Origin of the sequence: Polaromonas sp. (assembly GCF_041689105.1) — a bacterium.
In the GTDB taxonomy this organism is placed as follows: Bacteria; Pseudomonadota; Gammaproteobacteria; order Burkholderiales; family Burkholderiaceae_C; genus Polaromonas.
This window is the reverse complement of the sequence record NZ_JBDNGU010000088.1, coordinates 11,764-31,186: the sequence shown is the minus strand read 5'-3', so window position 1 is coordinate 31,186 and position 19,423 is coordinate 11,764. Positions and strand designations below refer to the sequence as shown.

At 63.5% G+C, this 19,423-nt stretch carries 19 protein-coding genes; 8 read left to right on the top strand and 11 right to left on the bottom strand.

From position 1 onward, the window contains the following. Nucleotides 1-34: 34 nt before the first annotated feature. The 5 genes from ACESMT_RS08550 to ACESMT_RS08530 all read right to left on the bottom strand — a co-directional run bounded on the left by ACESMT_RS08550 (nucleotide 35) and on the right by ACESMT_RS08530 (nucleotide 5,412). Nucleotides 35-709 carry an HAD family hydrolase gene (locus tag ACESMT_RS08550; protein ID WP_372826146.1) on the bottom strand — a complete coding sequence of 225 codons (675 nt, stop codon included), beginning with the start codon at nucleotides 707-709 and terminating at the stop codon, nucleotides 35-37. After that, a complete protein-coding gene (locus tag ACESMT_RS08545) occupies nucleotides 697-2,235 on the bottom strand; it encodes an ArnT family glycosyltransferase (RefSeq protein WP_372826145.1) in 1,539 nt (512 codons plus the stop codon). Before ACESMT_RS08545 ends, ACESMT_RS08550 begins: the two co-directional genes overlap by 13 nt. Before the next feature lie 11 nt (nucleotides 2,236-2,246). After that, nucleotides 2,247-3,233: a YbhN family protein gene (locus ACESMT_RS08540; RefSeq protein WP_372826144.1), complete on the bottom strand. Its 987-nt coding sequence runs from the start codon at nucleotides 3,231-3,233 to the stop codon at nucleotides 2,247-2,249. Beyond that, nucleotides 3,176-4,030, bottom strand: coding sequence for a decaprenyl-phosphate phosphoribosyltransferase (locus ACESMT_RS08535; protein WP_372826142.1), 855 nt, complete (start codon nucleotides 4,028-4,030; stop codon nucleotides 3,176-3,178). The genes ACESMT_RS08540 and ACESMT_RS08535 overlap by 58 nt, the downstream gene beginning before the upstream one ends. Before the next feature lie 251 nt (nucleotides 4,031-4,281). After that, a complete protein-coding gene (locus ACESMT_RS08530) occupies nucleotides 4,282-5,412 on the bottom strand; it encodes an ABC transporter substrate-binding protein (protein WP_372826141.1) in 1,131 nt (376 codons plus the stop codon). A 66-nt stretch (nucleotides 5,413-5,478) separates the two neighbouring features. On the opposite strand from ACESMT_RS08530, the gene ACESMT_RS08525 reads away from it, so the two are divergent. The 5 genes from ACESMT_RS08525 to ACESMT_RS08505 all read left to right on the top strand — a co-directional run bounded on the left by ACESMT_RS08525 (nucleotide 5,479) and on the right by ACESMT_RS08505 (nucleotide 11,465). Continuing rightward, nucleotides 5,479-7,578, top strand: coding sequence for a molybdopterin-dependent oxidoreductase (locus ACESMT_RS08525; RefSeq protein WP_372826140.1), 2,100 nt, complete (start codon nucleotides 5,479-5,481; stop codon nucleotides 7,576-7,578). Nucleotides 7,579-7,583: 5 nt separating this feature from the next. Further along, nucleotides 7,584-8,693, top strand: coding sequence for an aminopeptidase (locus ACESMT_RS08520; RefSeq protein WP_372826139.1), 1,110 nt, complete (start codon nucleotides 7,584-7,586; stop codon nucleotides 8,691-8,693). Further along, nucleotides 8,686-9,012, top strand: coding sequence for a polyhydroxyalkanoic acid system family protein (locus ACESMT_RS08515; protein WP_372826138.1), 327 nt, complete (start codon nucleotides 8,686-8,688; stop codon nucleotides 9,010-9,012). Before ACESMT_RS08520 ends, ACESMT_RS08515 begins: the two co-directional genes overlap by 8 nt. Further along, entirely contained in the window at nucleotides 9,009-10,238 is a 1,230-nt protein-coding gene (locus ACESMT_RS08510; protein ID WP_372826137.1) for a CaiB/BaiF CoA transferase family protein, read from the top strand. Before ACESMT_RS08515 ends, ACESMT_RS08510 begins: the two co-directional genes overlap by 4 nt. 600 nt (nucleotides 10,239-10,838) lie before the next feature. Then, complete coding sequence (locus ACESMT_RS08505; protein WP_372826136.1) at nucleotides 10,839-11,465, top strand: cyclopropane-fatty-acyl-phospholipid synthase family protein; 627 nt, start codon at nucleotides 10,839-10,841, stop codon at nucleotides 11,463-11,465. A 181-nt stretch (nucleotides 11,466-11,646) separates the two neighbouring features. Here the strand turns inward: ACESMT_RS08505 and ACESMT_RS08500 are convergent, their stop codons facing one another. Beyond that, nucleotides 11,647-11,901 (bottom strand): acyl-CoA-binding protein, encoded by a 255-nt coding sequence (locus ACESMT_RS08500; protein ID WP_372826135.1) that lies wholly within the window; start codon nucleotides 11,899-11,901, stop codon nucleotides 11,647-11,649. 324 nt (nucleotides 11,902-12,225) lie between these two features. Between ACESMT_RS08500 and ACESMT_RS08495 the strand changes: the two genes are divergently transcribed. Further along, the gene (locus ACESMT_RS08495; protein WP_372826134.1) at nucleotides 12,226-13,764 is read left to right on the top strand and encodes a wax ester/triacylglycerol synthase family O-acyltransferase; all 1,539 of its coding nucleotides are present in this window, start codon (nucleotides 12,226-12,228) and stop codon (nucleotides 13,762-13,764) included. Between the two features lie 313 nt (nucleotides 13,765-14,077). On the opposite strand, the gene ACESMT_RS08490 is transcribed toward ACESMT_RS08495, so the two are convergent. The 5 genes from ACESMT_RS08490 to ACESMT_RS08470 form a co-directional block, all read right to left on the bottom strand. Continuing rightward, nucleotides 14,078-14,326 carry a hypothetical protein gene (locus ACESMT_RS08490; RefSeq protein ID WP_372826133.1) on the bottom strand — a complete coding sequence of 83 codons (249 nt, stop codon included), beginning with the start codon at nucleotides 14,324-14,326 and terminating at the stop codon, nucleotides 14,078-14,080. Nucleotides 14,327-14,328: 2 nt separating this feature from the next. Beyond that, a complete protein-coding gene (locus ACESMT_RS08485) occupies nucleotides 14,329-15,378 on the bottom strand; it encodes an NAD(P)H-dependent glycerol-3-phosphate dehydrogenase (RefSeq protein WP_372826132.1) in 1,050 nt (349 codons plus the stop codon). Nucleotides 15,379-15,425: 47 nt separating this feature from the next. After that, nucleotides 15,426-15,893 carry a protein-export chaperone SecB gene (gene secB, locus ACESMT_RS08480; RefSeq protein ID WP_372826131.1) on the bottom strand — a complete coding sequence of 156 codons (468 nt, stop codon included), beginning with the start codon at nucleotides 15,891-15,893 and terminating at the stop codon, nucleotides 15,426-15,428. Between the two features lie 111 nt (nucleotides 15,894-16,004). Next, complete coding sequence (gene grxC / locus ACESMT_RS08475) at nucleotides 16,005-16,262, bottom strand: glutaredoxin 3 (RefSeq protein WP_372826130.1); 258 nt, start codon at nucleotides 16,260-16,262, stop codon at nucleotides 16,005-16,007. 206 nt (nucleotides 16,263-16,468) lie between these two features. After that, nucleotides 16,469-16,879, bottom strand: coding sequence for a rhodanese-like domain-containing protein (locus ACESMT_RS08470; RefSeq protein ID WP_372826129.1), 411 nt, complete (start codon nucleotides 16,877-16,879; stop codon nucleotides 16,469-16,471). Between the two features lie 157 nt (nucleotides 16,880-17,036). Between ACESMT_RS08470 and gpmA the strand changes: the two genes are divergently transcribed. Together gpmA and ACESMT_RS08460 are read left to right on the top strand one after the other, a co-directional pair. Continuing rightward, nucleotides 17,037-17,780: a 2,3-diphosphoglycerate-dependent phosphoglycerate mutase gene (gene gpmA, locus ACESMT_RS08465; RefSeq protein ID WP_372826128.1), complete on the top strand. Its 744-nt coding sequence runs from the start codon at nucleotides 17,037-17,039 to the stop codon at nucleotides 17,778-17,780. 165 nt (nucleotides 17,781-17,945) lie between these two features. Next, the gene (locus ACESMT_RS08460; RefSeq protein ID WP_372826127.1) at nucleotides 17,946-19,382 is read left to right on the top strand and encodes a S41 family peptidase; all 1,437 of its coding nucleotides are present in this window, start codon (nucleotides 17,946-17,948) and stop codon (nucleotides 19,380-19,382) included. Nucleotides 19,383-19,423 lie beyond the last annotated feature (41 nt).

The window sequence follows — 19,423 nt, the reverse complement described above, 5'->3', positions numbered from 1 at the left end:
GAAAACCTTTGGGTGGTCAGGCCCGCTGCATCCCTTACTTTCGGGACGGTTTGCGGGCCCAGGGTTGGCCTTGGTAGTGCGCATAGTCTGCCAGATTTAGCAGGGGTACGTCGCCGCTCGAATCGCCATAGGCATGCAGTGTGATGTGCGCACGCGACTGCCCGCGCGCGGCCAGCCAGGCCTGCAGCCGCCGCACTTTTTCTTCGCCATGGCAGTTGGGGGTGGCCATGCGGCCGGTCAGCGCACCGTCCCGCGCCTCCAGCTCGGTGCAAATCACAGCGTCCATGCCGAGGGCGCGGCCGGCATCGTGTAAATAAATACCCGGCGAGGCACTCACAATCACACAGCAATGGCCGAGCTGCTGGTGGTGGCGCAAGCGCGCCAGCATCTCCGGCTGCCATCGCCCCGGCAGATAGCGGGCCGCGAAATCAGCGGTCCATTGCGCGATTTCCGCTTCGGTGCGGCCTCCCAGGCTGGCCTGCAACAGGCGCGCCTTGGCCCGGTGGTTGCTCATGAGGCGCAAGGCAAAGGCGGCCAGCCAGGGTCCGCTCTGCCCCAGTGCCAGCAGAAAGCGCGGCCAGCCCAGCCCGCGCCACAGATAAGGCAGCAAGGTGTCGCGCCGCGTCAGCGTGCCGTCGAAATCGAAAGCGGCGACTTCTGCGGCAAGCGGGTCGGGCCTGCCGCCGGGCGCAGCGCCTACTTCGGGCATCGCACCTGCCCGCACAGACGCTCGCAAAACGGGCAGCCGGTCATGGGCAACCAGACCGGGATGTTGTAGTAGCGCCGGTAAATGGTCGCCAGCACGCCATCGCGGTAGGCCGGGTAGTTGAAGCCCCGGCCCTCGACCGCATAAAACGGCACGCCGTCCTGGACGTAGCGGAGCACCTGCACCGAATCAAAATAGGGCCGGTAGTCTTGCAGAGGCGGCGCATCCATGCGCACGATGCGCACGGTTTTTCCCTGGTACAGCGAAAAGTCCACCAGCATGTCGTCCTGCCGCGCATGGAAGTTGCCCGGGCCGAACACCGGCACGTACTGACGCAGTGTGTAGCCGAAAATCGAGGCCGGCGTGTAGGCGCCGGCCATCAGCACCACGCCGGGCGCCGCCACCTGCGCCAGCATCTCGCCGGTCTTGTAACTGCGGATGATTTGCGGGTAGAGCTTGCTGCTTTTCCAGTCGTCCAGAGAGCTCGCATACAGGCCGGCGACAACAAGCACATGCAGGCCGGCAAACAGCGCCATGCCCAGCGCGCAGGCTTTGAGCTTTTCCCTGGGCAGGGCAAAGGCCAGCAGCGCAAAACCAAACGGGTAAAACGACAGCACCCAGTGCAGGCCGACCACTTTTTTGAGCGACAGCAAGGCAAAAAACAGCAGCGGCACCACCACCACGCAGGCCAGCAGCCGCTGCTGGCGCGCGGTGGCGGCCAGCGCGCTGCGCTGCTTCCAGGCCAGCCAGACGGCCACCGGTGTGACGAGGTAAACCAGCATGGCCAGGTACAGCAGCGGCTTGTTCCAGGCGAAGGCCGCGTCTTCGTTGCGGTTGTAGAGGTTGAACATGATGTTCGACCAGCCGTGCGACAGGTTGTAGGCGATGTTGATCGCCGGCCCGGGCAGCGCGCTGAGCACCAGCAGCGCAAAAGCCGGCCAGCGCTCGCGCCGGTACAGCGCGAAATACACCAGGTAGGTCAGGCCCAGCACCACCGAAAAATACTTGGATAAAAAAGCGCAACCCAGAGCCAGGCCGGACAACGCATACAGCGCCCAGGCGGCCCGGTCCATGCGTTCGCGCCGTTCGGCCCGCAGCAGCAGGGCGACCGAGAGCACCGACCAGAAGATCAGCGGCGTGTCGGTGGTGATCAGGGTGTTGAGCCAGTTGATCGGGGCCAGCCAGAAAAACAGCACGGCCCAGGCGGCGCGCGCCCGGTCCAGCGGCGCAAGCGCCCAGCCCACCAGGGCGCCCAGGGCCAGCGGCAGCAGCACCACCGGAAGGCGGATCGCCCAGGTCGTGTCGCCCAGGGTGGCACGCATCAGCGCGATCAGCCAGCCGACCATGGGGGGGTGGTCGTAATACCCCCAGTCGGGGTACACCCCCCACCAGTAGAAAAAGGCCTCGTCGCCGGTGATCGGAAAAGTCCCCGCAATCCACAGCCGCAGTGCCAGCGACAGCAGGCCGGCGGCCACCAGCCAGCCGGTGATGGAGACGGAAGCGGCCGCAGCCCTGACGCGTAAAAGCATGGGTGAATATCTTATTTGAAACTGATGTCCTGCCGGATCGCGGCACTATAGACCAGCGCCAATGCACCGATGGCCACGGCGAGCCACAGCGTCACCAGCCGCACCTGCACCGTGATGCCCAGCGCCAGGGCCGCGCTGGCCCCCTGGGCGACCAGCAGCGCCGTCAACAGCGCTTCCATGCCGCCCAAGCCGGCCGGCAGCAGCGACAGCGCGCCGCCGACCATGGCGACCGCATAAAAGCCCGTGGCCTCCAGCGCGGTAACGGACAAGCCGGCTTCGCGGCACAACAGCCAGACGGCCAGCCCCTGCGCGGCCCAGGCCACCAGGCTCAGGCCCAGCCACAGCAGGGGCCGGGTGGCCAGGCAGCCCCAGGCCTCTTGCAGCCACACAAACCGCCGCAGCAAAGTCTCGCGAAACCTGAAGAACAACACAGCTGCGGCCAACACGGCCAGTGCCGCAAGACCGATCAAGCCAAAGGTCAACCCCGGCCCCGCCAGCGTGGCCAGCCACCAGGCCACCGGCAGGCACAGCAGCAGCAGGCACAGCAGGTCGGCCAGGCGCTCGGCCCCGAAGATCGCCAGGCTTTGCGCTGTGCTCAGGGGATGGCGTGCGAGCAGCAGGCCGCGCGCCGCCTCACCGATGTTGCCGGGCGTCGGCGTGAAGGTGTAGCCCGCCAGGTACAGCCGGAGCGCGTCCGTGAGTTTCATCGGCCGTCCGTAATGCGCCATCCACAGGCGCCAGCGCAGGCCGCGCAGCAGGTAGTTCAGCAGGCAAAGCGCCACCGCCTGCAAGCCGGCCAGCGAGACCAGGCGCTGCAGCGTCGCCACCGGCGAGCTTTCGCCGAACAGCGCCAGCACCACCGCGTACACCGTGGCGGCAGCGCCCAGCACCAGCAGCAGGGGCTTGAGCGGCAGGCGAACGGCCGGCCGGCCAGGCTCGCTCAAAAGCGGTGCCCCAGAAACACCAGCAGCCAGCCCGCCAGCGCCAGCAGAATCCACGGGTCGCGCAGCAGGTCACGCGACACATCTTCACCGCGCCCCCGGTGCACCTGGTAGGTGTAGCGTAGCATCGCAAACACCACGATGGGCACGGTGTAAAACAAGCGGTCGCCATGCTGGCGCTGCGCGTCGGCGCTGACGGCAAACAGCCCGTAAGTCATCAGCGAAGCCGTCATGGTCACCGCCATGAAAATATCCAGCAGCGCCGGCGAGTAGTGCTCCAGCACAGCGCGCTGGCCGGCCTCGTCATGAAAACTCTCAGCCTTGCGTTTGGAAAACCCGAGGAACAACGCTACAAACAGGCCGGCCAGCAGCAACCACCGCGAGGGCGGGATGCCGACGGCCAGGGTGCCGGCCAGCAGGCGCAACATGAAACCCGAGGCGATGATGGTCACGTCGACCACCGGCACCTGTTTGAGGTGCCATGAATACGCCAGGTTCAGCGCCACGTAGAGGCCCAGCAGCACCAGCAGCCGGGTGTTTCCGGCAGCCAGTCCCAGGCCCGCCACGAGCAGCACCACCGCCAGCGCCAGTGCAGCGGCGGGCTGCACCGCGCCACTGGCCATCGGCCGGTGGCGCTTGACCGGGTGCCGCGCATCGGCGGCGCGGTCGTGCCAGTCGTTGAGGATGTAGACCAGGCTGGAAAAGCAGCAAAACGCGGCAAACGCATGAAGCACCGTCAGCGCCAGCGGCGCGTTGTTCCAGGCCTCGCTGAACATCAGCCCGGCGAACACAAAGACGTTCTTGAGCCACTGGTGAGGGCGCATCAGGGTGACGAGGCTGAGCAACAAACGCATGAGCAATAAGGGCAGAACGGGTGAATGCCGGCACATGGAGCATGGCCGGTCGGCTGCAAGCATAACTGACGGCGCCCGCCGCGACGCCGCCAGGCGAGAAGACTGTGTCAGGAGGAGCGACTGGCCTTGTCAGGCCGATTTTTAAACAAAATCAGCCCTTGGCCCTCGTCCAGTCTACGCGAGCAGCTACCAAAAATATAGCACCCCGCTTGCCGGTGAACCCGCCGTCGGTGATCACTCACGTTGAGGCCTTACTCCCGCACACGCCCCTGCGAGTCGATCAGGCTGAGTTCAACCAGCCTGGAGCTCACACGCTCATCGGTGAAGTGAACGCGAAAGCCACCGACATTGACTTCGTCCAGGCTTTCAATCGCCTTTTTCAGCTTGGCCCGCGTCGGGTCTTTCGGAATGCGGCGCAGCGCCTCGGTGAACACACGGGCGGCGATATAACCTTCCAGCATGTACACATTGGGTTTGCCGAGCTTGGCGGCAGCCAGGTCGGCCTGCAGGTCTCGCACCACGGCCAGCTTGGGGTTGTCGCTTTTGGGCACAACGCGCACCACCACCACACCGGCGCCGGCCGCACCCAGTTGCTCGGCCAGAAGGCTCTCGCCGGTACTCGAAAAGCCGTGGATCGGACCACGGAAACCCTTGGCACGCAGGTCACGTATCGCGTTGGCAGCACCGGTGGCGTCGCTGATCACGAGCATGGATTCAGGCTTGCCCGCCAGGGCTTTGTCCACACTGTTGGCCACGCTTCCGCTGGTGATCGCGGCCTTGACCACCAGGTTGGCGCCCAGGCTGGTCATGGTGCGTTCGGCCGAATCCAGGGCGGAGAGGGACTCGCCGTCAGTGGCATGCAGGATGGCGAGCTTGCGCGCACCCAGCGTTTCCGCGTGTTTGGTGATGGCCGCAGCCTCTTCCGAGTAGCCCGGACGCATCGAATAAATGTTGGCATGGAGTTGCCCGCGAAACTCGTCGGCCGCAGACATGGGCGCGAACAGCAGCACATCGCTGTCCTTGATCAGCGGGTAGGCTGCCGTCACCTGGGGCGAGCCGACATAACCGAACAAGGCAAGGACGCCCTGGTCATGCAGGGTTTTGATATTGGCTGCTATGGTGGCGGGGTTGCCCCTGTCGTCCAGCGACACCAGGTCAATCTTGCGGCCATTGATGCCGCCGGCTGCGTTGATGCGGTCGAAGTACAACTTGCTGCCCTGGTTGTAAGGAACGGCCAGGGCAGAGCCGGACCCGGTCAGTGCCAGCGATTGGCCCAGCACAATAGCGGTTTTGCTGTCGCCCTCCTGGGCAAAACACGCGGCACCGACCAGCCCCAGGCTGATGGCGATGAGGAGATGCATCAAGCCTTGAAATATTCTCATAATGTCTTCGTGAATTGTTCTGTGGACACCCAAGCCTCCTTCTCAAAAACTATAGTTCCAATCAAAATGAATACCACCGGCATCTCCCCTAGCGTCAGTTTGGTGAAAGCTTCGGGCCAGGTGCGCGGCGCCTGCCCCCACGACTGCCCCGACACCTGCGCGCTGATCACCACGGTGGAAAACGGTGTTGCAACCCGGGTGCAGGGCAATCCGGACCATCCGCAAACCGGCGGCGTGCTCTGCACCAAGGTGTCGCGCTACACCGAGCGCAGCTACCACCCCGAGCGCATCCTGCAGCCACTCAAACGTTCGGGGCCCAAGGGCTCGGGGCGCTTCGAGACCGTCAGCTGGGACAGCGCGTTGGACGACATCGCCGCCAGGCTAGGGGCGATCGCCGACCGCAACCCCGAAGCCATCGTCCCCTACAGTTATGCCGGCACCATGGGACTGGTGCAGGCCGAGGGCATGGCGGCGCGCTTTTTCAACAAGCTGGGCGCGTCGCTGCTGGACCGCACCATCTGTTCTGCGGCCGGCGGCGAAGCCTTGGTGCAGACCCTGGGCGGCAAGGCCGGCATGAAGGTCGAGTTTTTTGCCGAATCCCAGCTCATCCTGATCTGGGGCAGCAACTCGATTGCCAGCAACCTGCATTTCTGGCGCCGCGTGCAGGAGGCCAAGCGCGGCGGCGCGCGGGTGGTCTGCATCGACCCGCGCAAAACCGAAACCGCCGAAAAATGCCATGAACATATCGCGCTGCGGCCCGGCACCGATGCGGCGCTGGCGCTGGCGCTGATGCATGAGCTGATCGTGCATGACTGGCTGGACCACGACTATATCGCCCGGCACACACTGGGCTGGGCCGCGCTCAGGGAACGGGCGCTGCTGTGGCCACCGGAACGCGCCGCGCAGGTGTGCGGCGTCCCGGTGGCGCAGATCACCCGGCTGGCGCGCGACTACGGTACGACACAGGCTGCTGCGATCCGACTGAACTACGGCATGCAGCGCGTGCGCGGCGGCGGCAACGCCTCGCGCGCCATCGCCTGCCTGCCGGCGCTGACCGGCGCCTGGCGGCAGCGTGCGGGCGGCCTGCTGCTGTCGAGCTCGGGCATGTTCCCGGTCAACAAGGCCGCCCTGCAGCGGCCCGACCTGCTGGCTGGCCGCCGGCCGCGCACCCTCAACATGATCACCATCGGCGACGACCTGCAGCGGGACAGCTCGCCGGCCTTTGGGCCGAAGATCGAAGCGCTGATCGTCTACAACAGCAACCCGGTGGCCGTCGCCCCGGAGTCGGGCAAGGTGGTGCAGGGGTTCGAGCGCGAAGACCTGTTCACCGTGGTGCTGGAGCACTTCCAGACCGACACCGCCGACTACGCCGATTTCATCCTGCCAGCCACCACCCAGCTCGAACACTGGGACATCCACGCCGCTTACGGCCACACCGACGTGTTGCTGAACCGGCCAGCGATTGAGCCGCTGGGCCAGGCGCGGCCGAACAGTGCAATTTTCCGGGCGCTCGCAGCGCGTTTGGGGTTCACCGAGCCGTGCTTTTCAGAGGACGACGAAACCCTGTGCCGCGCAGCCTTCAGCCACCCCGATGGCGACCGGGTGGATTTCAATGAGTTGCTGGACAAGGGTTTTGCCACGCTGGCGATCCCCGACGCGCCTTTTGCCGACGGCCGTTTCCTCACACCGTCCGGCAAGTGCGAATTTTTCAGTGCGCGGCTGGCGGCGCAGGGCCTGGACGGCCTGCCCGACCACCTGCCCAACCACGAGGCCGCGGGCAGCTCCGCTGAATTTCCGCTGGCCATGATCTCGCCGCCAGCGCGCAACTTCCTGAACTCCAGCTTCGTCAACGTCAAAAGCCTGCGCGACATCGAGGGCGAGCCGCTGCTGGAGATCCATGCGGACGACGCCGCCGCGCGCGGCATCGCCGATGGCGCCATTGTGCGGGTCTTCAACCAGCGCGGCACCTACCGCTGCAAGGCCGAGGTCTCTGCCAGGGCTCGCCCCGGCGTGGTCAACGGACTGGGCGTCTGGTGGCGCAAGCTTGGCCTGGACGGCACCAACTTCAACCAGCTGACCAGCCAGAAGCTGACCGACCTCGGGCGCGGCCCGGTTTTCTACGATTGCCTGGTCGAGGTGCAACTTGCCGCCAGGCCGGCGCTCTGACCAAGATGCTTTCCCTCCGGCCATCGCCCAAAATTGTCGCCTTGCTTGGCGCTGTGCTGCTGGGTTTGTCTGGTTGTGCCAGCCTCGGTTACTACTGGCAGTCCGTCAGTGGCCACCTGCAGTTGATGAACGCGGCCCGGCCTGTCAACGACTGGCTGCAGGACAGTGAAACGCCCGAAAAGCTCAAGGCCCGCCTGGCGCTGACGCAGCAGATCCGGCGCTTTGCCGTCAGCGAGCTGAAGCTGCCCGACAACGCCAGCTACCAGCGCTATGCCGACCTGCGCCGCAAGGCGGTGGTGTGGAATGTGTCCGCCGCGCCCGAGTTCTCGCTGACCCTGCACACCTGGTGTTTCCCCGTCACCGGCTGCGTGGGCTACAAAGGTTATTTTGACGAGAGCCAGGCGCGCAGCGAAGCCGACCAGCTGCGCGCGCAGGGCCTGGAGGCCAGCGTGTATGGCGTACCGGCGTACTCCACACTGGGCTGGATGAACTGGGCGGGGGGCGATCCGCTGCTGAACACCTTCATTGCCTACCCCGAAGGTGAGCTCGCGCGGCTGATCTTTCACGAACTGGCGCACCAGGTGGTCTACGCCGCCAATGACATGGACTTCAACGAGTCCTTTGCCACCGCGGTCGAGCGCCTGGGCGGCGCGCGCTGGTTGGCCACCCAGGGCAGCCCGGCAGCGCGTGATGAGTACGCGGACTACAACCAGCGCCGCCAGCAGTTTCGCGCGCTGACCCTGGACCTGCGCCGTGAACTCAACGAAATTTATGAGAAAAAGCTGGCTTCAGCCCAAGAGCGGCGGGCGCAGGCAGCTATGAAAAACATAGCAATGCAAACATTTCACACCCGTTACGCGGTCCTGCGCGAGGGCTGGGGCGGCTACGCCGGCTATGACCCGTGGGTGGCACGCACCAACAACGCATCCCTTGGCGCGCTGGCCGCCTATGACGAACTGGTGCCCGGCTTTGAAGCGCTGTTTGCACGCGGGGGAAGCGACTGGACACGGTTTTATGATGCGGTCAGGCGGCTGGCCGCCCTGCCCAAAGCCGAGCGGCGCACCGCGCTGCTAAGCTTGGTAACAACCCAGAACAAGGAGACACCCCATGGCTGACATCCACATCGAACGCGAGCACACCCTGGGCTTGACCCAGGCGCGCAAGATTGCCTTCCAATGGGCCGAGCAGGTCGAAGAAAAATTCGACATGGCCTGCACCTACGAGGAAGGCGAGACCGAAGACCTCGTGAGCTTCACGCGTTCAGGCGTCAGCGGCGAGCTGAAGGTCACCAAAGACCTGCTGGCGCTGGACGCCAAACTGGGCTTTCTGCTGGGCGCCTTCAAGGACAAGATCGAGGGCGAGATCGTGAAGAACCTCGACACCCTGCTGGCGAAAAAAAAGCCCGCAGTCAAAAAGAAACCCGCGGCGAAATGACCGCGGCAGCCCCCGCGGGTCCGCTGGCGGGCCTGAAGGTGGTCGAGCTGGGTCAGCTCATCGCCGGGCCTTTTGCCGCCAAGACGCTCGCCGACTTCGGCGCCGACGTCATCAAGATCGAAGTACCCGCCGACCCGAACCGGCCGGGAGCGACGGGGGGAGACCCGCTGCGCAAATGGCGCCTGCTGAAAGACGGCACCTCGGTCTGGTGGCAGGTCCAGTCGCGCAACAAGCGCTCTGTCGCGCTTGATTTGCGCCAGCCCGAAGCGCAAGAGATTGTGCGCAAACTGGCGCTGGACGCCGACGTGCTGATTGAGAACTTCCGCCCCGGCGCCATGGAGGGCTGGGGCCTGGACCCTGACGAGCTGCTGGCCCTCAATCCCCGGCTCATCGTGCTGCGTATCAGCGGCTACGGCCAGACCGGACCTTACCGCGACCGGCCCGGTTTTGGCGTGGTCGCCGAGGCCATGAGCGGCCTGCGCCACCTGACCGGCGAACCAGGCCGCGTGCCGGTACGTGTCGGCGTCAGCATCGGCGACACGCTGGCCGCGCTGCATGGCGTCATCGGCATTTTGCTGGCACTGCAGCACCGCCACGCCTCAGGCCACGGTCAGGTGGTTGATGTGGCGCTGTATGAAGCGGTGTTCAACTGCATGGAAAGCCTGCTGCCCGAATACAGCGCCTTTGGCGCCGTGCGCGGCCCGGCCGGTAGCGCGATGCCAGGCATTGCGCCGACCAATGCCTACCGTTGCAGGGACGGGGCCTATGCGCTCATCGCCGGCAACGGTGACAGTATCTTCAAACGCCTGATGCTGTGCGTAGGCCGGCCCGACCTGGCCGCCGACCCCACATTGGCCGGCAACGACGGCCGGGTACTGCGCGTGCAGGAGCTTGACGACGCAATTGGCCAGTGGGCGGCTGGCTTGAGCGTGCAAGATGTTCTGGCAGCGCTGGAAAGCGCCGAGGTGCCTGCGGGAAAAATCTTCACTGTGGCCGACATTGCCGCCGACCCGCACTACGCCGCGCGCGGCATGCTCGAAACCGTGCAGATGGACGACGGCTCGGACCTGGCCGTACCTGGCTTTGTACCCAAGCTCTCAGCCACACCCGGCAGCCATCGCAGAAATGCGCCCGCCCTGGGCCAGGACACCGATGCGGTGCTGCGTGAAGTCGGTTTGACAGAGGTGCAGATCAGGGCGCTGAGGCAGCGCGGCGTGGTTGGTTGAAGAGTTTTCGCTATGCTATTGATAGCTGCTTGCGCTTTTTAAATGAGGGTTGGAGGCACATTTCTTCATGGGTCACGACAAATCCGGCATCGTGCCGTAGGGGGGTGCGGTGGTTGGCGTTTGTTGAGCGCGTTCCTGCTGAAAAAGTGCCAGTATCAACAAGTCATAGCAGCTTGCCTTCGAAAGACAAGAAATCAGGTTGCGGCAGTGGCAAGCCAAAGAGCTTGGGTGAGCGACTGCGCTCATGTCCCCCGGAACAAGCTACGCCTGTCCCTCCTCCTTGACTTCGCTGCGCCGCTCACCCAAGCTCTTTGGCGGCGGGCGTCTTGGTCTTTATCAGGCAAGCGCCTACCGGCCACGCGCCAGGATCGGGCTGACGGGGCGGTTAGCGTCGCGAAATCAAGGAGGAGGCCGCGGGCCGGGGGACATTCGCGTAGCTGAGTGCCCCGTCGGCCAGCTCCCGCCCACAAAGTGCCGCTTATCCAGATGATTGAATGCAAAACCGTATCAGACAATTCATGGGAGTGATCAAACTGTGCTTCTCGTGTTTCACATACGGGCTCACCAACAAACCGCCGGACACCAGTGAAGGGCCCGACCATGCCGTCCAACCGCAGTATTGAGTTCTTCGACAAACAGTTTCAGAAGCAGGCAGCTCTGGGCGAGCACACACTCAATCCGTTTGAGCAGATGGCCATCGGGTATTTGAATGGTCGCGTGCTCGATTACGGGTGCGGCATGGGCAACCTGGCCTTCGCCGCCGCTGAACGCGGTTGCTCTGTCCTGGCGCTGGACGCCAGTCCGGCAGCCATCTCACACATCCAGCAGCGCGCCGAAACCGAGGCCTTGGCCTTGCAAGCCCTGGTGGCAGACCTTCGGGACTACGTGCTGGATGAAGACTTTGATGGGGTGGTCTGCATCGGACTGCTGATGTTCTTCGACTGTCCGACAGCGTTCAGGGCGCTGGCCCATCTTCAGGCACGCGTGCGCAACGGCGGAGTCGCTATCGTCAACGTCCTGGTTGAAGGGACCACCTACCTGGACATGTTCGATGCCAAAGGGTATTGCCTGTTCTCACGCACTGAACTGGAGGCCCGCTTCGAAGGGTGGGAGATTCTTCACACGGAATTGAGCGACTTCCCCGCACCAGGTGGCACAAGCAAGGTTTTCGCCACAGTGATTGCCCGCAAACCCGGCGAACCGCATGGCGGAAAACCTGCAACGTAGCCACTCGATTCGTGTGCCGGACCCGGCTTGAGGTGCGGTGCTGCGCCAGCTTGGGTTGAGCGAGACATCGATCAGCGCGCAGGCAGCGCGGGATGATTGCCTGAAACCGCAGCACGCTATCTTATTCATAGCTCCTGGCGCTCATTCCATAAGGGCTACAGGCCGATTTAACTCATCAGATTCAGCTCAGCGACGCAATCAGATCCACATACTGCTGCATCGCCTCGTCCTGCGACGTGCCTTTCAGGCCGTTCCAGGCGTCCCACTTGGCGCGCGCCACCATGTCGCCGAAGCCGGGCTTTTTGTCGGCGTTGTCGCCGCTGCTGCCCTGCTTGTACAGCGCATAAATCTTCAGCAGGGTGGCGTTGTCGGGCCGCTCGCTGAGGTTTTTGGAATCGGCCATGGCCTTGTCGAAAGCGGCTTGCATGTCTGCCATGAGAATGCTCCATGAGGGTTGGAAATCGATAAAAGAATCCGGGTAACTGCCTGGTATCTTAGCCATACCGTTGACTGCAGAATAGGGCAGTCCTCCCAATACGGTTGGTTTTGATGCCTTGTCCGTAAACCGGATGACAAATTTTGACTTGTCATTGCGGGCCTGACCCGCCATCCATGCCGCGCTGACCTTGTCGACCTGCGTTGAGCCCGGCATGGATCCCGGATCATGTCCGGGATGACAGACCCGGAGCAGGGCGTCAACCGCCGCGCTGGGGAAGACCGCGATGGCAGGCTAGGGCTACCTTTTTTGTTTGGAGTTTTCATGGTCACACGCGTTTCGGCCCAGGCAGCAGGCAAAAAGGTTGCGGAAAATGTGCAGAAAAATGTGAGGCGTGCGGTGTCGGGCACGCTGGGCCTGTCGGGCGAGCGCATGAGCAAGGTGGACACCGCCTGGTTGCGCATGGACACCCCGTCCAACCTCATGATGATTGTCGGCGTCTGGCAGCTCACGCCGGGCGTCAGCCACGCCGCCGTGTGTGAGCGCATCGAAAACAGCCTGCTCAAATACGCGCGCTTTCGCCAGCGCGTGATTGAAGACACGGCCGGTGCCACCTGGGTGGATGACCGCTACTTTGACCTGAAGAACCACGTGATCGCCGAGAAGCTGCCGAAAGCCGCCAAAGGCCAGGCGCAGGAGGTGCTGCAGGACCGCGTGGCTGAACTCGCGATGCAGCCGCTGGACCGCAAGCGCGCCCTCTGGCAGATCCACCTGATCGAAGACTACACCGGCCCTGATGGCGTCAAGGGCAGCGCGCTGATCGTGCGCATCCACCACTGCATTGCCGACGGCATTGCGCTGATCTCGGTCACCATGTCCATCGTCGATGGCGGTACCGCGCCGCCCGAACGCCAGAAAAAAGAGCCCGGCGGTGGCGCCGAGGACTGGATTGCCGACACCCTGCTCAAACCCTTCACCGACCTCACCGTCAAGGCTCTGGGCGCCGCAGGTGATGGCGCGGTGCGCTCGCTGAACCTGCTGAGCGACCCGCAAAAAGGCATGGCTGGTTCCCTCGACATGGCCAAGGTGATGCTGCAGGTACTCAAGGACGGTGCGGCGCTTGCCTTGATGCCGGACGACTCGAAAACCCGCCTCAAGGGCAAGCCTGGGAGCACAAAAAAGGTCGCCTGGTGCCAGCCCATCCCGCTGGACGAAGTCAAGGCCGTTGGCAGGGCGCTGAACTGCTCGATCAACGACGTGCTGCTCAGCTGCGTGGCTGGCGCCATCGGCGAGTACCTCAAATCGCATGGTGACGACGTGAAAGGTCAGGAAATCCGCGCCATGGTGCCGGTCAACCTGCGGCCCATGGAACAGGCCTACAAGCTGGGCAACCGTTTTGGCCTGGTGCCGCTGGTGCTACCGATAGGCGTGGACAATCCCATCGAGCGCGTCTACGAAGTGCGCCGCCGCATGGCCGCACTCAAGGGCAGTTACCAGCCGCTGCTGGCCTTCAGCCTGCTGGCCATTGCCGGGCTGCTGATCAAGCCGGCGCAGGACGCGATGCTCAACCTGTTCTCCAAGAAGACCACCGCAGTGATGACCAACGTGCCGGGACCGCGCGAAAAGCTCAAGTTCTGCGGCGCGACGCTGGAACAAAGCATGTTCTGGGTGCCGCAATCGGGTGACGTGGGGCTGGGTGTGTCCATCCTGAGTTACGGCGGCGGCGTGCAGTTCGGCGTGATCACCGACAGCACACTGTGCCCCGAGCCGCAGCGCATCGTCGACGAGTTCGTGCCGGAGTTCGCCAAGCTCTCGATCGTGACCTTGATGCTGCCCTGGGGGGATGAAGGGCCAACTCCTTAAGCATTTTAGCGGTTTGGGCCTTATAAGACAGACGCCATCAGCTATAAAACTTATAGCAAATTGCCGAATCTGCAGCCATCATGTTGCGTCTACGGTCTGCATTGGACAGTAGCCGCAACTCCCCACTCCCAACCCTCTGCATTTGGCCGCGTGTGCTGCGCTCGCGTGCAAACATGACTGCCGCTTGGGATTCTCGTGCAGGAAGCGCTGCGCGCTTCCTGCACTCCGGATTTGGATTCGGTGTTGTGAATTGGTCTTTATCTTCCTTTCCCCCACCCGTCGGGCTGGGCCGAGGAGCGCAGGCAAAAGCGGATCAGGGCTTGCGATTGTCTGAGCCGAAGGCGAGTTCGAGCAAGACCCCGCTTTTGTCGAGCACCGCAGGTTGCCCGTAGCGCAGCGAAGGGACCCAGACCATCGGGTCGCCTTTTTCTTTGCTTACTTTCTTTTTGGCGACGCAAAAAGAAAGTGAGTTGCCGCCGGGCAACCCCCGGCTTGTTGGAAGACCCGTTTCCGTACAAGCTCGCACAGCCGTCAACCCTTCGCCAAGCTCAAGACAGGCCAAGCTCAGGACAGGCCGAGTTCGGCCGCCGGGTCCCGTCCCATCAGCGCGGTCACCGCCTCGGCAGGCTCCATCTGGCCGTCCAGCAAGGCCACGACGGCTTCGGAGATCGGCATTTCCACACCCAGCCCCTGCGCGCGCTGCACGACGGTTCGGGCGCAATACACACCTTCGGCCACATGGCCCAGCGACTGAACCGCCTGGGCCAGCGTCTGACCCTGAGCCAGCAGCAGGCCGACCTTGCGGTTGCGGCTCAGGTCGCCGGTGGCCGTGAGCACCAGGTCACCGAGGCCTGACAGACCGGTGAAGGTTTCGGCGCGCGCGCCAAGCGCCAGGCCCAGCCTGGTCATTTCAACCAGGCCCCGGGTGACAAGCGCGGCCCGGGCATTGAGCCCCAGGTTGAGACCGTCACACAGGCCAGTCGCGATGGCCAGCACATTTTTGACCGCCCCGCCGACCTCGACGCCGACGATGTCGTCGTTGGCGTACACCCGCAGGGCGGGGCCGTGGAAAGCCGCCACCAGCGCATCGCGCACTTCGGCGTGTTCGCTGGCGGCCACCAGCGCGGTCGGCTGGCCGCGCGCAACCTCTAGCGCAAAACTCGGTCCGCTGAGCGCACCCGCTCTCAAATTAATAGCTGCCTCCGCCCGTATTTCGTGGGCCAGAAGCCCAAAAGTCTTGAAAGATGGGGTGGCACCGGCGCGTGCTGCTTCAAAGCCCTTGCACAGCCAGGCGACCGGCGCATCCACATTGCGCAGGCGCTGCAGCATGTCCCGCAGCCCGGCGATCGGGGTGGCGACGACAAGCAGGTCCTGTCCGGTCAGCAGCGCATCCAGCGACGTGTCAGATCCGCCGGCCAGCATCAGCGCATCGGGCAGTGCGATGCCTGGCAGGTAACGGGTATTCACCCGCTGCGACTGCAAGGCTGCCAGTTGCGCCCCATCGCGCGCCCACAGACTGACCTGGTGGCGCGGCGCCGAAGAATCCCCTGCGCCGGCAGCACTGATGGCCAGAGCGGTACCCCAGGCGCCAGCCCCGAGAACGGCAATTTTCATCGCAGGAGGCCCGGTGACAAGGTCAAAAGCAACGGCAGGCGCCGGGCTCAAACGACAATTTGCGGCGCTTCCTGAGCAGCGGAAGCGGCGGCCGCCTGTTGCTGCTCGAACATGGCCTGGAAGTTGATCTCGGCCAGGTTGACGGGCGGAAAGCCGCCGCGCTGGATCACGTCGGCCACGTTGCCACGCAGATAGGGGTAAACAATCTGCGGGCAGGCGATACCCAGCACGGCATTGAGCTGCTCGGCGGGCATGTTGCGGATTTCGAAAATACCGGCCTGTTTGGCCTCGACCATGAACACGGTTTTGTCCTCGATCTTGGTGTGCACAGTGGCAGTGACGCTGACTTCATACAGGCCATCGGTGATCGGGAGGGCGTCCACGCCGAGCTGGATGTCCACCGCAGGCTGCTCCTGGTTGAGCAGGATTTCCGGCGAATTGGGCTGCTCCAGCGAGATGTCCTTCAGGTAAACGCGCTGAATCTGGAACACGGGATCAAGGTTGGCTTCGGCCATGGTGAATCTTTCGGTGTGCGGTAAAAATAAAACCTGCGGCGCAGGCAGCAGGCACGATCCATTATCTCAGGTGTCCCCGGCGCGGCCGCGCCGGCAAGGGCAAACCGGCGCTCAGCTGTTGAGCAACGGGAGCAGGCGGCCCTGGCTGTCCAGCGCCACCAGGTCATCGCAGCCGCCCACGTGGGTATCGCCGATGAAAATCTGCGGGACGGTACGGCGGCCGGTGATTTCCATCATTTTCTGGCGTTCGGCGGGCAGCATGTCCACACGTATTTCCTCGAGGGCGTCCACGCCGCGCTGCTTGAGCAGCTGCTTGGCGTGAATGCAATAGGGGCAGCTGGCGGTCAGGTATATCTTGACGGTTTGCATTGATTTCTCCGGGGTCGGGTTTTAGGAGCCTGTCGGGCTTGGGGCGTCGAAAGCGAAAATCGGCCCCAGCGAGGACAGTTTTTGCCGGATTTGCAGGCCCATAGCCCAGCCATGGGACAAAAAGACAGTGAAAAATGGACTGCTGCGGTCGATTTGCAGCCGACGATTCCCGGGTCCGCCAGGCCCAACGGGCTACAGCCCGTGAATCAAGCCTTCTCCAGGGGAAGGTTAGCCTCTTTCCACAATTTCAGCCCGCCGGCCAGGCATTGAGCCTGCTCGTAACCGAGTTTCTTGGCCACAGCGAGCGCGCGGTTGGCGCGTGCGCCAGTAGGGCACACCAGAATCAGCGGCAAAGCCTTGTTTTTCACGGCCATCGGCAGCTTTTCCTCGAGCTGGCCCAACGGGATGTTTTTGGCGCCGCCCACATGGCCGGTGGCAAATTCCTCGATTTCACTGACGTCAATGACCACCGCTTTCTCGCGGTTGATCAGCTGCACTGCCCCGCTGGCGCTGAGCGAGCCGGCCGCCATCCCGCTGGAAATCAGGGGCCACAGCAGCATGCCGCCGGATGCCAGCGCAACGCCGATCAGCATCCAGTTATCGATGAGAAATTTCACTTTAAGTCCTTCAGGGTTTTGCAGTTAAGCACTGATTTTAGAATGCAGGGGTGAACACAGCTGATCGCGGCTCCCCGACCGCCCTGTTTTAAACGACTTTCAACCCCCTTCCTTCCTCCATTTAACCCCTTCATCCACTCCTTCAATGGCGTCACCCATGTACAAACTTGTGCTCATCCGCCACGGCGAATCAACCTGGAACCTTGAAAACCGCTTCACCGGCTGGGCCGATGTCGACCTCACCCCCACCGGCGTCGCGCAGGCCATTGCTGCGGGGCGGCTGCTCAAAAGCGAAGGTTATGACTTCGACGTGGCTTACACCAGCGTGCTCAAGCGCGCCACCCGCACGCTCTGGCACACGCTGGACGAGATGGACTGCACCTGGCTGCCGGTGGTGCACAGCTGGCGCCTGAACGAGCGCCACTACGGCGCGCTGCAGGGGCTCAACAAGCTTGAGACCGCCAAAAAATACGGTGATGAGCAGGTGCTGATCTGGCGTCGCAGCTACGACACGCCACCGCCGGCACTGACACCCGACGATGCACGCTACGAGGGTTCGGACCGCCGTTATGCCAAACTCAACCCGGGCGAGGCCCCCTTGACCGAATGCCTGAAAGACACCGTGGCCCGCGTCATGCCGTTCTGGAACGAAGCCATGGCGCCGGCGATTCGGGCCGGCAAACGCATCGTGGTGGCGGCCCACGGCAACTCCATCCGCGCGCTGGTCAAATACCTCGACGGGATATCCGACCAGGACATCGTGGGCCTGAACATCCCCAACGGGGTTCCCCTGGTCTATGAACTCGATGAAAACCTCAAGCCCTTGCGCCACTACTACCTGGGCGACAGCGAGACGATTGCCAAAGCCACTGCGGCCGTCGCCGCCCAAGGCAAGTCGTGATCTGCCCCTCTCATGTGAAGCGCGGGTAAAGCAGGCCGTATTTGACACATTTGTGGGTCATGTGGCCTATGGCACGGGAACTGCTGGCCGGGGCCTTTCTCCAAGGTGTATATTGGTTTAAATTGTGTGGCAACTTGTTTTAATTTCAGGCGAATGAAGGTGTTTATGGGTCAGAAACTCAAGATAGCGGGCTGGATATCCATCGGTGCCGTGGCCGGTGCACTGACAACCGTGCAGTTGCAGGCCGTCGCACGCGGCGGGCTCAGCCCCCTTCCCCTGGAAGAATTGCAGCAGCTGGCCGCTGTTTTCGGCATGGTCAAAACCGACTATGTCGAGCCGGTGGACGAGAAAAAACTCATCTCCGACGCGATCTCCGGCATGGTCGCCAGCCTGGACCCCCACTCGGTTTATTTCGACAAGAAGTCCTTCAAGGAGTTCCGCGAAGGCACCAGCGGGCGTTTTGTCGGCGTCGGCATCGAAATCTCCCAGGAAGACGGCCTGGTCAAGGTGGTCTCGCCGATTGAAGGTTCTCCAGCAGACCGCGCTGGCCTCAAACCCAACGACCTGATCACAAAAATCGACGACACGGCCGTCAAGGGTTTGTCGCTCAATGACGCCGTCAAGAAAATGCGTGGCGAACCGAAAACCAATGTCGTCCTGATGATCTTCCGAAAGGATGAAAACCGGACCTTCCCGGTGACCATCATGCGCGAGGAAATCCGCACGCAGTCGGTGCGCAGCAAGGTCGTCGAGCCGGGTTACGCCTGGATCCGCCTGAGCCAGTTCCAGGAACGCACGGTGGAAGACTTCGTCACCAAGCTCGAGCAGATTTACAAGCAGGATCCCAACCTGAAAGGGCTGGTGCTGGATCTGCGCAATGACCCGGGCGGCCTGCTGGACGCCGCAGTCGCGGTGTCGGCCGCGTTTTTGCCGGACAACGTCACGGTGGTATCCACCAACGGCCAGTTGCCCGAAAGCAAGTTCACCTACAAGGCCTCGCCCGAGTTCTACCAGCGCCGCAATGCCGCCGACCCGCTCAAGCGGCTGCCAGCAGCCATCAAGACCGTGCCGCTGGTGGTGCTGGTCAATGAAGGCTCGGCTTCGGCCAGCGAAATCGTCGCTGGTGCGCTGCAGGATTACAAACGCGCCACCATCATGGGCAACCAGACCTTCGGCAAGGGCTCGGTGCAGACGGTGCGTCCGCTCGGCCCCGACACCGGCCTGAAGCTCACCACCGCGCGTTATTTCACGCCCAGCGGCAAGTCCATCCAGGCCAAGGGCATCGTGCCCGACGTGATGGTCGACGAAACCCTGGAAGGCAGCCCGTTTGCGGCCCTTCGCACCCGTGAAGCCGACCTGGAGAAACACCTCGCCAGCGGCCAGGGTGCCGAAGTCAAGGACCCGGGCCGTGAAAAGGCCCGCGAAGAAGCCCTCAAACGCCTGGAAGAAGAGTCGCGCAAAAGCCCGGAGCAGCGCCGTCCGCCCGAGTTTGGCAGCGACAAGGACTTCCAGCTCGCGCAGGCCCTGAACCAGCTCAAGGGTCGCCCGGTGCTGGTCAGCAAGACCTTCGTCGAGCGCAAGGAAGAGAAGAAGGAAAACTGACCTGCCGGCCGGTACGTGGCCGGCGTGGCGGCATGCCGGCC